Below are 12,514 nucleotides of genomic sequence, written 5' to 3'. Positions count from 1 at the left end.
AAGCCCTGGGCTGGAAACACCCGGCCTTCGACATCCCGTCTGATATCTATGCGCAGTGGGATGCCAAAGAAGCCGGTCAGGCGAAAGAAGCGGCCTGGAACGAGAAGTTCGCCGCGTATGCCAAAGCCTTCCCGCAGGAAGCCGCTGAGTTTACCCGTCGTATGAAGGGCGAAATGCCGGCAGACTTCGACGCCAAAGCGAACGAGTTTATTGCGAAGCTGCAGGCTAACCCGGCGAAAATCGCCAGCCGTAAAGCGTCGCAGAATGCGATTGAAGCGTTTGGCCCGTGGCTGCCGGAATTCCTCGGCGGCTCCGCTGACCTGGCGCCATCCAACCTGACCCTGTGGTCTGGTTCTAAAGCGATTAATGAAGACACCGCCGGTAACTATATTCATTACGGCGTGCGTGAATTCGGTATGACCGCGATCGCCAACGGGATCTCTCTGCACGGTGGTTTCCTGCCGTACACCTCCACCTTCCTGATGTTCGTGGAATATGCGCGTAACGCGGTGCGTATGGCGGCGCTGATGAAACAGCGTCAGGTGATGGTCTACACCCACGACTCCATCGGTCTGGGCGAAGATGGCCCGACGCACCAGCCGGTAGAGCAGGTGGCGTCCCTGCGCGTGACCCCGAACATGTCCACATGGCGTCCGTGTGACCAGGTGGAATCGGCGGTGGCGTGGAAATACGGCGTTGAGCGTCATGACGGCCCGACCGCGCTGATCCTCTCCCGTCAGAACCTGGCACAGCAGGATCGTACTGCAGAGCAGCTGGCGAACATCGCCCGCGGTGGCTACGTGCTGAAAGACTGCGCCGGTCAGCCGGAGCTTATCTTCATCGCCACCGGTTCTGAAGTCGAACTGGCGGTGGCCGCGTGGGATAAACTGACGGCCGAAGGGGTGAAGGCGCGCGTGGTCTCTATGCCGTCCACCGACGCGTTCGACAAGCAGGACGCGGCGTACCGTGAATCGGTGCTGCCGAAAGCGGTCTCTGCTCGCGTGGCCGTCGAAGCCGGCATCGCCGACTACTGGTTCAAATACGTGGGCCTGAATGGCGCTATCGTTGGCATGACCACCTTCGGTGAGTCTGCGCCGGCAGAGCAGCTGTTCGAAGAGTTCGGCTTCACCGTCGACAACGTGGTTGCGAAGGCAAAAGCGCTGCTGTAATTACGTTTACAGGTGAAAACGGGTCGCTCAGGCGGCCCGTTTTTTATGGGATTAAATTTATTTAAGTCTGTGCAACCCAATATTGTAGATCTGAATCACAAATATGATATTTAGCAATGTTTGAGTTTTGTAATGCGCGTCACATAATTTGTATTGCTTTTTATATTTTTGTTAACAACTAATTGTTTTTAAAGGCTTCATGTAAAAGCATCCTGCGCTGTATGTGTTTTTCTCCTCGATTGATTTCATTTTGCCGCTCGAGTATTTTGTTTTTAACGCTCACTCGTACCCTAAAAATAAGGAAAATATATGCGGCTGATTGATTACTTTCCAGAAGCATCTATCTCAATAAAAAATTCCGCAAAGAACTGGCAGGAGGCAATTGACTTTTCTATGTCTTCCTTACTCGCTAATCATTATGTCAATTCAGGTTATATTCAGGCCATTAAAGATTCAACGATTAACAATGGCCCTTATTATATTTTAGCGCCTGGCGTCGCCATGCCACACGCTCGTCCGGAATGTGGCGCGTTAAAAACCGGGATGTCATTAACACTCCTCAAACAGGAAGTTAAATTTGCCGAAGATGATGAAGGTGTCCGATTATTAATCGGATTGTCGGCGGCAAATGCAGATTCACACATTGGCGCTATTCAGGCCTTAAGCGAATTATTATGTGAAGAGGAAGTACTGACCGCGTTGTTAGCGGCTAAATCAGAGAAACAATTGGCGGATATTATCGCCCACGCATAATTAACCGTTTCCTTTCAGGATATTATTATGGAAAACAAGTCTGCTCGTGCCAAAGTCCAGGCTTTTGGTGGGTTTTTGACTGCAATGGTCATCCCCAACATCGGCGCTTTTATTGCCTGGGGTTTTATAACCGCATTGTTTATTCCTACCGGTTGGATGCCGAATGAGCATTTCGCCAAAATTGTCGGTCCGATGATTACCTATTTACTGCCCGTCATGATTGGCTCCACAGGGGGGCATCTGGTGGGGGGGAAACGTGGCGCGGTAATGGGAGGTATTGGGTCTATTGGCGTGATTGTGGGCGCGGATATCCCGATGTTCCTTGGCGCGATGGTGATGGGACCGCTTGGCGGTTGGGTGATTAAGCATGTTGACCAGCTGCTGGAAAAACGCATTCCTGCAGGGTTCGAGATGGTTATCAATAACTTCTCACTTGGTATTGCGGGGATGCTTTTATGCTTGCTGGGGTTTGAAGTCATTGGTCCAGCGGTTCTCATTGCCAATAATTTTGTGAAGGAGTGTATTGAAGCGTTGGTTCATGCGGGTTATCTGCCGTTGCTGTCCGTGATCAATGAGCCTGCAAAAATCCTCTTTCTGAACAATGCCATCGATCAGGGCGTGTATTATCCGCTGGGAATGCAGCAAGCTTCAGAAACGGGAAAATCGATTTTTTTCATGGTGGCATCCAACCCTGGACCGGGGTTAGGTTTGTTACTTGGCTTTGCCATCTTTGGCAAGGGGATGAGTAAGAAATCTGCGCCAGGCGCTATGATTATCCACTTCCTCGGTGGTATTCATGAACTGTATTTCCCATATGTGTTGATGAAGCCTCTGACCCTGATTGGTATGATTGCCGGGGGAATGACCGGGACGTGGGTGTTCTATCTGCTGAACGGTGGGTTGGTTGCAGGACCGAGCCCCGGCTCAATATTCGCTTACCTGGCATTAACGCCAAAAGGTTCTTTCCTCGCAACTATTGCAGGAGTCACCGCGGGAACGATTGTCACCTTTGTTATTACCTCTTTAATCCTGAAAATGGAAAAGAACGTCGAAACAGAAAGTGAAGATGGCTTCGCTGAATCAGCCAGAACCGTCAAGGCAATGAAGCAGGAAGGTAAGTTTTCTTATAAAAATATTAAACGCGTCGCTTTTGTTTGTGATGCGGGAATGGGTTCTAGTGCCATGGGGGCAACCACGTTTCGTAAACGTCTGGAAAAAGCGGGATTGAATATTAATGTAACGCATTACGCCATCGAAAACGTTCCGCAAGATGCCGATATTATTGTCACCCATGCCAGTCTTGAAGGTCGTGTTAAACGTGTGAGTGACAAGCCATTAGTGCTGATTAAAAATTATATTGGTGACCCACTGTTGGACGATTTATTTAAACGCATTACTGCGAACTAACCCTATTCTATTATTGGAGTGAATATGAAAACGAAAGTTGCTGCCATATATGGCAAGCAGGATATTCGTATCCGCGAGTTTGAACTGCCTGCCATTACAGATAATGAATTATTAGTCAGCGTAATATCCGATAGCGTTTGTTTATCCACCTGGAAAGCGGCAGCCTTAGGGAGCGATCATAAACGCGTACCGGACGATCTGGAAAATCATCCGGTTATTACCGGGCATGAATGTGCAGGTATCATTGTTGAGGTTGGAAAAAACCTGACGGATAAATATAAGAAAGGTCAGCGTTTTGTTTTGCAACCCGCGATGGGATTGCCAAGTGGCTATTCAGCGGGGTACAGCTATGAATATTTTGGCGGCAATGCGACATATATGATTATCCCGGAGGTCGCGATTAACCTGGGATGCGTTTTGCCTTACCACGGATCTTACTTTGCCGCCGCCTCACTGGCAGAACCGATGTGCTGCATTATTGGCGCCTATAACGCAAACTATCATACGACGCCTTACGTCTATGAGCATCGTATGGGGATTAAGCCGGGGGGAAGCATTGCCCTTCTGGCCTGCGCCGGGCCGATGGGTATTGGCGCAATAGATTATGCCATTAACGGCAGTATTCAGCCGTCACGCGTGGTGGTGGTCGATATTGACGAAGCGCGACTGGCGCAGGCTAAAAAACTGTTGCCGGTTGAGCTGGCGGCAGAAAAGGGGATTGAGCTTATCTATGTGAATACTTCCGGCATGGACTCTCCGACAGCGATGCTGCGTGCGTTAACCAATGACATAGGTTTTGATGATATCTTTGTGTATGCGGCAGTACCTGCAGTCATTGAAATGGCTGATGATTTGCTCGCGGAAGATGGTTGTCTGAACTTCTTTGCCGGCCCTACGGACAGTCACTTCAAAGTGCCGTTTAATTTTTATAACGTGCACTACAACAGTACTCACGTTGTCGGGACATCCGGTGGTTCAACGGATGATATGAAAGAGGCAATTGCGCTCAGTGCAACCGGCCAGCTGCAACCGTCGTTTATGGTGACGCATATTGGCGGCCTTGATGCGGTTCCGGAAACCGTACTGAATTTACCTGCGATCCCCGGGGGTAAAAAGCTTATATATAACGGCGTTACCATGCCGTTGACTGCCATTGCTGATTTTGCGGAGAAAGGGAAAACTGACCCATTATTCAAAGAACTGGCGCAGCTGGTGGAAGAGACGCACGGTATCTGGAATGAAAAGGCAGAAAAATACCTTTTGGCGCACTTTGGCGTTGATATCGGGGAGGCGGCGATATGATGTCGCTGGCATGGCCGCTATTTCGCATCACGGAGCAGGCTGCGCTGGCCGCCTGGCCACAAACCGGGTGCGGCGATAAAAACAAGATTGACGGTCTGGCCGTGACGGCAATGCGGGAAGCATTGAACAGTATTGGCATCCGTGGACGAATCGTCATTGGCGAAGGGGAGATTGATCGAGCCCCGATGCTGTGGATTGGTGAAGAGGTGGGAAACGGCGTCGGGCCTGAGGTTGATATCGCCGTCGATCCTATCGAAGGAACCCGAATGGTGGCGATGGGGCAAAGCAACGCCCTGGCCGTCATGGCGTTTGCACCCCGTGGCAGTTTGTTACACGCCCCAGATATGTACATGAGAAAACTGGTTGTTAATCGCTGCGCCAAAGGGGCGATTAATCTGGCGCTGCCGTTGGCAGACAATCTGCGTAATGTAGCAGAGGCGTTGGGCAAACCGCTGGAGCGACTGCGTATGGTGACGCTGGATAAACCGCGCCTTCAACCGGCGATTGCTGAGGCGACACGACTTGGCGTCAAGGTTTTTGCTCTGCCCGATGGCGATGTTGCCGCCAGCGTGCTGGCCTGTATGCAAGATAATCCCTATGACCTGATGTATACCATTGGCGGGGCGCCTGAAGGGGTTATTTCAGCCTGTGCGGTTAAAGCGCTGAGGGGCGATATGCAGGCTGAGCTGATCGATTTTTGCGAAGCGAAAGGGGATAGCGCAGATCATCGTCTGATTGCAACCCAGGAACGTCAGCGCTGCGCGGAGATGGGCGTTGAGATCAACCGAATCTATACGCTCGACGAACTGGTAGGGGGAAATGAGATCCTTTTCAGCGCGACGGGGGTCACGGGCGGCGATCTTGTTAAAGGGATCCAACAGGTTGCGAATGGTGTGCGCACGCAAACTTTACTGATCGGCGGCGCGGATCGAACGTGTAATATAATAGACTCCCTGCATTCATGGTGATTCATCGAGAAACGAATGACGACGCTGACAGAAGACGATGTGCTTGAGCAACTGGATGCTCAAAATAATTTACTCTCGTTTATGACGACGGCACATAACATTTTGCTCCAGGGCATTAAGCGCTTTCTACCGTCGCTGTTCGTCAATAACGATGAAGAGATCGTGGAATATGCAGTGAAGCCGTTACTCGCCCAGAGTGGGCCGCTTGACGATATCGACGTTGCGTTACGTCTGATTTATGCGCTGGGGAAAATGGATAAGTGGCTTTATGCCGACATTACTCATTTTTCTCAGTTTTATCAGTACCTGAACGAGCAGGATAATATCCCCGGTTTTGCCGATGACATTACCTGGGATTTTGTCAGCAACGTCAACAGTATCACCCGCAACGCGACCCTTTATGGTGCGCTGGAGTCGATGAAGTTTGCTGACTTTGCTGCGTGGTCTGAAGTGCGCTTTAGCGCAATGGTCAAGACGGCAATGACGCTGGCAGTGACGGCGATTTTAAAGGAATTAACGCCGTGAAAATCGAACTAACGGTGAATGGGCTCCAGGTTGAAGCACATTACCAGGATGATGAGATACAGAACGTTCACAAACCGTTATTGCAGCAGCTGTCAAAAATACATGCCGCTAACCCGCAGCGACGAACGATCGTTTTTCTCAGCGCACCGCCGGGGACGGGTAAATCGACGCTGACAAGTTTCTGGGAATACCTCTCTCGCCATGATCCTTGCTTGCCGGAGATCCAGACGCTGCCGATGGATGGCTTCCATCATTATAACAGCTGGCTGGATACCCATAATCTGCGGGCCTACAAAGGTGCGCCGGAAACCTTTGATGTGGGGAAACTTGCGCAGAATCTGCGCCAGATAAGGGAAGGGGAAGGATGCTGGCCGCAATATGACCGGCAAAAGCATGATCCGGTAGAAGCGGCCATCACAGTGACGGCGCCGATTGTGATTGTGGAAGGAAACTGGTTATTGCGCGATGACGAAAGATGGCGAGCGTTAGCTGCGTTTTGTGATTACTCGCTGTTTATTCGCGCCCCAGCCAATGCGCTTCGTACACGACTGGTGGGCCGTAAACTGGCTGGTGGATTATCGCGAGCTGATGCTGAGGCATTTTATGAGCGTACCGACGGACCGAATGTTCGTCGGGTCCTGGAAACTAGCCGGCCTGGCGACCTGACGCTGGAGATGCTGGAATCAGGTGAGTATCGGATTGCGTGAAGGTAAATTATTCCAGTTATGCCGTAATGATTATTACGACTTACTGGGATAATTGCCCCCCGTCTCAGTAGGTAAAATGTGACGTACGTCAGATAACTGTCTTCTTTGGCTGGACAGTCATTCCTTTTATTCCCTGATTCGCTTATTCTAGCTGAAGCGTTTCAGTCGATTAAATGTTCGACAATTAATCAATCAGTCGCAGTTTGCGACGGGTAAGGTTTCCCTTCGGGCGTGGCTGGATTACTCTGTCAGCCATCTCAAATCAGGGACAACCTTGCAGGAGACCTATGACCATACGCATCGCGATTAATGGCTTCGGTCGCATAGGACGCAACGTGGTTCGCGCTTTATATGAATCCGGGCGTCGTGCGGAAATTACCGTGGTGGCAATCAACGAGCTGGCGGATGCCGCGGGCATCGCGCATTTGTTGAAATATGACACCAGCCATGGGCGCTTTGCCTGGGATGTTCGCCAGGAGAGAGAGCAGCTGTATGTCGGCGATGATGCCATACGCCTGCTGCATGAACCTTCGATTGAGGCGCTGCCCTGGCAGGAGCTGGCGGTTGATATTGTTCTCGATTGCACCGGTGTTTACGGCAGCCGTGAGCATGGCGAAGCCCATATTCGGGCAGGGGCAAAGAAAGTGCTCTTTTCCCATCCCGGCAGCAGCGATCTCGACGCGACCGTTGTATTTGGCGTGAACCATGATGAGTTGCGTACGGAGCACCGTATTGTCTCCAACGCCTCCTGCACGACCAACTGCATTATCCCGGTCATAAAACTGTTAGATGATGCCTACGGCATTGAGTCAGGAACGGTAACGACAATCCACTCCGCCATGCACGATCAACAGGTGATCGACGCTTATCATCCGGATCTGCGCCGTACGCGCGCGGCCAGCCAGTCGATTATTCCGGTTGATACCAAACTCTCTGCGGGGATCACGCGAATTTTCCCGCAGTTTAATGATCGTTTCGAGGCGATTGCGGTCCGCGTACCGACGATTAATGTGACGGCGATTGACCTTAGCGTGACGGTGAAAAAACCTGTAAAGGCTAATGAAGTCAACCAGTTGCTGCAAAAAGCAGCACAAGGTGCATTTCATGGTATAGTTGACTATACGGAATTGCCGTTGGTCTCGATAGATTTCAACCACGACCCGCATAGCGCCATCGTTGATGGCACCCAAACCCGAGTCAGTGGTGCTCATCTGATCAAAACATTGGTCTGGTGTGATAATGAATGGGGCTTTGCTAACCGGATGCTCGACACGACGTTAGCGATGGCCGTTATTGGTTTCAGGTGAGACATCCCTGCGCAACATTGTTCGCGATGGAGCGTATGGCGTCTGCAAAACTTTAAGAATCATTGAGAGGATTCACCATGTCTGTAATTAAGATGACCGATCTGGATCTGGCTGGTAAACGCGTTTTTATCCGTGCCGATCTGAACGTACCAGTCAAAGACGGGAAAGTAACCAGCGACGCGCGTATCCGTGCTTCTCTGCCGACCATTGAGCTGGCGCTGAAACAGGGTGCTAAAGTGATGGTCACTTCTCACCTGGGTCGTCCGACCGAAGGCGAGTACAACGAAGAATTCTCTCTGCTGCCGGTTGTTAATTACCTGAAAGACAAACTGTCTAACCCGGTACGTCTGGTTAAAGATTACCTGGATGGCGTTGAAGTTGCAGCCGGTGAACTGGTTGTTCTGGAAAACGTTCGCTTCAACAAAGGCGAGAAGAAAGACGACGAAGCGCTGTCCAAAAAATACGCGGCGCTGTGCGACGTGTTCGTCATGGACGCCTTCGGTACTGCACACCGTGCGCAGGCCTCTACCCACGGTATCGGTAAATTCGCCGATGTTGCGTGCGCAGGCCCGCTGCTGGCCGCCGAACTGGACGCGCTGGGTAAAGCGCTGAAAGAACCGGCTCGCCCGATGGTTGCCATCGTAGGTGGTTCTAAAGTTTCCACCAAACTGACCGTTCTGGATTCCCTGTCTAAAATCGCTGACCAGCTGATCGTCGGTGGTGGCATCGCCAACACCTTCGTTGCCGCTCAGGGCCACAACGTGGGTAAATCCCTGTACGAAGCTGACCTGGTTGACGAAGCGAAACGCCTGCTGACCACCTGCGATATCCCGGTTCCGACCGACGTTCGCGTGGCAACTGAGTTCTCCGAAACGGCGACCGCGACGCTGAAATCTGTTAACGACATCAAAGATGACGAGCAGATCCTGGACCTGGGCGATGTTTCTGCACAGAAACTGGCTGATATCCTGAAAAACGCTAAAACTATTCTGTGGAATGGTCCGGTTGGCGTATTCGAATTCCCGAACTTCCGTAAAGGGACTGAAATCGTGGCTAACGCCATCGCTGACAGCGAAGGTTTCTCCATCGCTGGCGGTGGTGACACCCTGGCAGCGATTGACCTGTTCGGCATTGCGGACAAAATTTCCTACATCTCCACTGGCGGCGGCGCATTCCTCGAATTCGTGGAAGGTAAAGTCCTGCCAGCAGTAGCTATGCTTGAAGAGCGCGCTAAGAAGTAAGTCTGATCAGGCGGGGAAATCCCGCCTGTTTTGCAAATAAAATTCAATTTGTTGCTCTAAATAATTCGTGTTGCCGGAAGGTGGCGACAGCGCGAACGCCAGGTTCTTACGTAACCGGGGTAAGCGAGGTAAGCCAGAGGACTGCCGCACGAATGATGGCGAGCATAAACGGCCGAAGATACAGGACTACGTAACATGTCTAAAATTTTTGATTTCGTAAAACCTGGCGTGATCACTGGTGATGACGTTCAGAAAGTGTTCCAGGTAGCTAAAGAAAATAACTTTGCTCTGCCAGCGGTTAACTGTGTGGGTACTGACTCCATCAACGCCGTTCTGGAAGCTGCTGCAAAAGTTCGTTCTCCGGTTATCGTTCAGTTCTCCAACGGCGGCGCAGCGTTTATCGCGGGCAAAGGCGTGAAAACTGACGTTCCTCAGGGCGCAGCAATCCTGGGTGCTATCTCTGGCGCACATCACGTTCACCAGATGGCTGCACACTACGGCGTGCCGGTTATTCTGCACACCGACCACTGCGCGAAGAAACTGCTGCCGTGGATCGACGGCCTGCTGGACGCGGGTGAAAAACACTTCGCTGCTACCGGCAAACCGCTGTTCTCTTCTCACATGATTGACCTGTCTGAAGAGTCTCTGCACGAAAACATCGAAATCTGCTCTAAATATCTGGCGCGCATGGCCAAAATGGACATGACTCTGGAAATCGAACTGGGTTGCACCGGTGGCGAAGAAGACGGCGTGGACAACAGCCACATGGACGCTTCTGCCCTGTACACTCAGCCGGAAGACGTTGATTACGCGTACACTGAACTGAGCAAAATCAGCCCGCGTTTCACTATCGCGGCTTCCTTCGGTAACGTACACGGCGTGTACAAGCCGGGTAACGTCGTGCTGACTCCGACCATCCTGCGCGATTCTCAGGAATATGTTTCTAAGAAACACAACCTGCCGCACAACAGCCTGAACTTCGTCTTCCACGGCGGTTCCGGTTCTTCCGCTCAGGAAATCAAAGACTCCGTAAGCTACGGCGTTATCAAAATGAACATCGATACCGATACCCAATGGGCAACCTGGGACGGTATCCTGCAGTACTACAAAACCAACGAAGCTTACCTGCAGGGCCAGCTGGGCAACCCGAAAGGCGAAGACCAGCCGAACAAGAAATACTACGATCCGCGCGTATGGCTGCGTGCTGCACAGACGTCCATGGTGACGCGTCTGGAGCAGGCATTTAAAGAGCTGAACGCGATCGACGTTCTGTAAGAAACGTCTGTTTCTTGCCAGAAAGCCCGCTGAATAGCGGGCTTTTTTTATGGCTGAACAACGCGATATCTCGCTGAGAATTGTGATCAACTTGGCAAATCATGTGCATATTGTTTACCCTTAGTTAACCTGTCGCTGTACAGGTTGGGTTTTTTATTCCCCCTACGGGTATTCATAAGGAAGATTAAATGGAAGAGTTGAACGTTGGCGATAGCCTACACAACGCCAGTTCCTGGCTGGTGCGCAATCAGGAATTACTGCTGAGCTATGCCGTCAATATCGTTGCCGCTATCGCGATTATTATCGTCGGTATGATTGTGGCACGGGTCATCTCTAATACGGTGAACCGACTGATGCTGGCGCGTAAGATTGATGCGACCGTTGCCGATTTTCTGTCCGCCCTGGTACGCTATGCCGTTGTCGCGTTCACCCTGATTGCCGCATTAGGCCGCGTAGGCGTGCAGACGGCATCGGTGATCGCCGTCCTCGGTGCCGCCGGTTTAGCCGTAGGTCTGGCGCTGCAAGGATCGCTGTCTAACCTGGCCGCTGGCGTACTGCTGGTGATGTTCCGCCCGTTCCGCGCGGGTGAGTATGTCGATCTCGGCGGCGTCGCCGGTACGGTACTGAGCGTGCAGATTTTCTCTACGACCATGCGTACGGCAGACGGTAAAATTGTGGTGGTTCCGAACGGTAAAATTATCGCCGGTAATATCATTAACTTTTCCCGTGAGCCGGCGCGGCGCAACGAATTTATTATCGGCGTGTCCTACGATGCCGATATCGACAAGGTCAAGCAACTGCTCACCCGTATTATCGAATCGGAAGATCGTATTCTCAAAGATCGCGAAATGACCGTACGTCTGCATGAACTGGGGGCGTCGTCGGTGAACTATGTGGTGCGCGTCTGGAGTCTGAGCAGCGATCTGCAAAGCGTATACTGGGATGTGCTGGAGCGTATTAAACGCGAGTTTGACGCTAACGGCATCAGCTTCCCGTACCCGCAGATGGATGTTCATATGGTTCGTCCGCAGGAGAAAGTGGAGTAATTCAGCCGCTGATCCAGAGGCCAGCGATGCTGGCCTTTATTGCTACTGCTGTATTAGTTAAACTTATTAATGATTAAAATTTTCAATTTCCTCTAATGATTTTATCGCGCTATATTCCCCGGCATTAACGACCTACCGGAAAAAACACCATGTTATCGTATTACTTTCAGGGGCTTGCCCTGGGAGCGGCTATGATTTTGCCGCTCGGTCCGCAAAATGCGTTTGTGATGAATCAGGGGATTCGCCGGCAGTATCATTTGATGATCGCGTTGCTGTGCGCGTTGAGCGATCTGCTGCTGATTTGCGCCGGTATTTTTGGCGGTAGCGCGTTGCTGATGCAGTCGCCGTGGCTGCTGGCGCTGGTCACCTGGGGAGGCGTGGCCTTTCTGCTCTGGTATGGTTTCGGCGCCTTGAGAACGGCGCTGAGCAGCAACCTGGAACTGGCCAGTGCGGAAGTCATGAAGCAGGGACGCTGGAAAATTATCGTCACCATGCTGGCGGTTACCTGGCTTAACCCGCATGTCTATCTCGATACTTTCGTCGTGCTGGGCAGCCTGGGAGGGCAGCTGGCCGTGGAGCCAAAGCGCTGGTTTGCCTTAGGCACCATTAGCGCATCATTCCTGTGGTTCTTTGGACTGGCCCTGCTGGCAGCGTGGCTGGCGCCACGCTTACGTACCGCGCGAGCGCAGCGGATTATTAATGTGCTGGTCGGCCTGGTGATGTGGTTTATTGCGCTGCAGCTGGCGAAAGACGGTCTCCAGCATGTCCAGGCTCTGTTTTACCAGGCTTAGTCCGATGGACTTTCTCCGCGGAC

Annotated in this window: 12 protein-coding genes; all 12 read left to right on the top strand. The window is 51.8% G+C overall.

The annotated features are described in order from the left end of the window. Positions 1–1,169: transketolase-like TK C-terminal-containing protein (locus BV390_RS10185; RefSeq protein ID WP_304442478.1), on the top strand; the 1,169-nt coding region annotated here is incomplete at its 5' end. A 309-nt stretch (positions 1,170–1,478) separates the two neighbouring features. After that, a complete protein-coding gene (gene cmtB / locus BV390_RS10180; RefSeq protein ID WP_032698028.1) occupies positions 1,479–1,922 on the top strand; it encodes a PTS mannitol transporter subunit IIA in 444 nt (147 codons plus the stop codon). 27 nt (positions 1,923–1,949) lie between these two features. After that, on the top strand, positions 1,950–3,329 hold the full coding sequence (locus BV390_RS10175; RefSeq protein WP_032698807.1) for a PTS mannitol transporter subunit IICB: 1,380 nt from the start codon (positions 1,950–1,952) through the stop codon (positions 3,327–3,329). Between the two features lie 24 nt (positions 3,330–3,353). Further along, complete coding sequence (locus BV390_RS10170; RefSeq protein WP_032698808.1) at positions 3,354–4,631, top strand: zinc-binding dehydrogenase; 1,278 nt, start codon at positions 3,354–3,356, stop codon at positions 4,629–4,631. Beyond that, positions 4,628–5,599 carry a class II fructose-bisphosphatase gene (gene glpX, locus BV390_RS10165; RefSeq protein WP_032698809.1) on the top strand — a complete coding sequence of 324 codons (972 nt, stop codon included), beginning with the start codon at positions 4,628–4,630 and terminating at the stop codon, positions 5,597–5,599. The genes BV390_RS10170 and glpX overlap by 4 nt, the downstream gene beginning before the upstream one ends. 15 nt (positions 5,600–5,614) lie before the next feature. After that, positions 5,615–6,124, top strand: a complete 510-nt coding sequence (locus tag BV390_RS10160) for an MltR family transcriptional regulator (RefSeq protein ID WP_016154381.1) — start codon at positions 5,615–5,617, stop codon at positions 6,122–6,124. Beyond that, complete coding sequence (locus BV390_RS10155) at positions 6,121–6,831, top strand: nucleoside/nucleotide kinase family protein (RefSeq protein WP_032698024.1); 711 nt, start codon at positions 6,121–6,123, stop codon at positions 6,829–6,831. The genes BV390_RS10160 and BV390_RS10155 overlap by 4 nt, the downstream gene beginning before the upstream one ends. Before the next feature lie 287 nt (positions 6,832–7,118). Then, complete coding sequence (epd, locus tag BV390_RS10150; protein ID WP_015585767.1) at positions 7,119–8,138, top strand: erythrose-4-phosphate dehydrogenase; 1,020 nt, start codon at positions 7,119–7,121, stop codon at positions 8,136–8,138. Between the two features lie 77 nt (positions 8,139–8,215). Beyond that, the gene (pgk, locus tag BV390_RS10145; protein WP_032690798.1) at positions 8,216–9,379 is read left to right on the top strand and encodes a phosphoglycerate kinase; all 1,164 of its coding nucleotides are present in this window, start codon (positions 8,216–8,218) and stop codon (positions 9,377–9,379) included. A gap of 195 nt (positions 9,380–9,574) precedes the next feature. Next, complete coding sequence (gene fbaA / locus BV390_RS10140) at positions 9,575–10,654, top strand: class II fructose-bisphosphate aldolase (protein ID WP_004867428.1); 1,080 nt, start codon at positions 9,575–9,577, stop codon at positions 10,652–10,654. Positions 10,655–10,842: 188 nt separating this feature from the next. After that, the gene (gene mscS, locus BV390_RS10135) at positions 10,843–11,700 is read left to right on the top strand and encodes a small-conductance mechanosensitive channel MscS (RefSeq protein WP_032698022.1); all 858 of its coding nucleotides are present in this window, start codon (positions 10,843–10,845) and stop codon (positions 11,698–11,700) included. A 149-nt stretch (positions 11,701–11,849) separates the two neighbouring features. Beyond that, the gene (argO, locus tag BV390_RS10130) at positions 11,850–12,491 is read left to right on the top strand and encodes an arginine exporter ArgO (RefSeq protein WP_032690799.1); all 642 of its coding nucleotides are present in this window, start codon (positions 11,850–11,852) and stop codon (positions 12,489–12,491) included. Positions 12,492–12,514: the final 23 nt, after the last annotated feature.

The organism is Klebsiella sp. YJ (assembly GCF_002108615.1).
GTDB lineage: Bacteria > Pseudomonadota > Gammaproteobacteria > Enterobacterales > Enterobacteriaceae > Klebsiella > Klebsiella planticola.
This window is presented reverse-complemented; position numbering and strand designations above follow the sequence as displayed.

Coding starts and splice junctions, on each gene's coding strand:
- epd (WP_015585767.1), top strand. CDS start 7,119: ATGACCATACGCATCGCGATTAATGGCTTCGGTCGCATAGGACGCAAC.
- pgk (WP_032690798.1), top strand. CDS start 8,216: ATGTCTGTAATTAAGATGACCGATCTGGATCTGGCTGGTAAACGCGTT.
- cmtB (WP_032698028.1), top strand. CDS start 1,479: ATGCGGCTGATTGATTACTTTCCAGAAGCATCTATCTCAATAAAAAAT.
- argO (WP_032690799.1), top strand. CDS start 11,850: ATGTTATCGTATTACTTTCAGGGGCTTGCCCTGGGAGCGGCTATGATT.
- glpX (WP_032698809.1), top strand. CDS start 4,628: ATGATGTCGCTGGCATGGCCGCTATTTCGCATCACGGAGCAGGCTGCG.
- mscS (WP_032698022.1), top strand. CDS start 10,843: ATGGAAGAGTTGAACGTTGGCGATAGCCTACACAACGCCAGTTCCTGG.
- BV390_RS10170 (WP_032698808.1), top strand. CDS start 3,354: ATGAAAACGAAAGTTGCTGCCATATATGGCAAGCAGGATATTCGTATC.
- fbaA (WP_004867428.1), top strand. CDS start 9,575: ATGTCTAAAATTTTTGATTTCGTAAAACCTGGCGTGATCACTGGTGAT.
- BV390_RS10175 (WP_032698807.1), top strand. CDS start 1,950: ATGGAAAACAAGTCTGCTCGTGCCAAAGTCCAGGCTTTTGGTGGGTTT.
- BV390_RS10160 (WP_016154381.1), top strand. CDS start 5,615: ATGACGACGCTGACAGAAGACGATGTGCTTGAGCAACTGGATGCTCAA.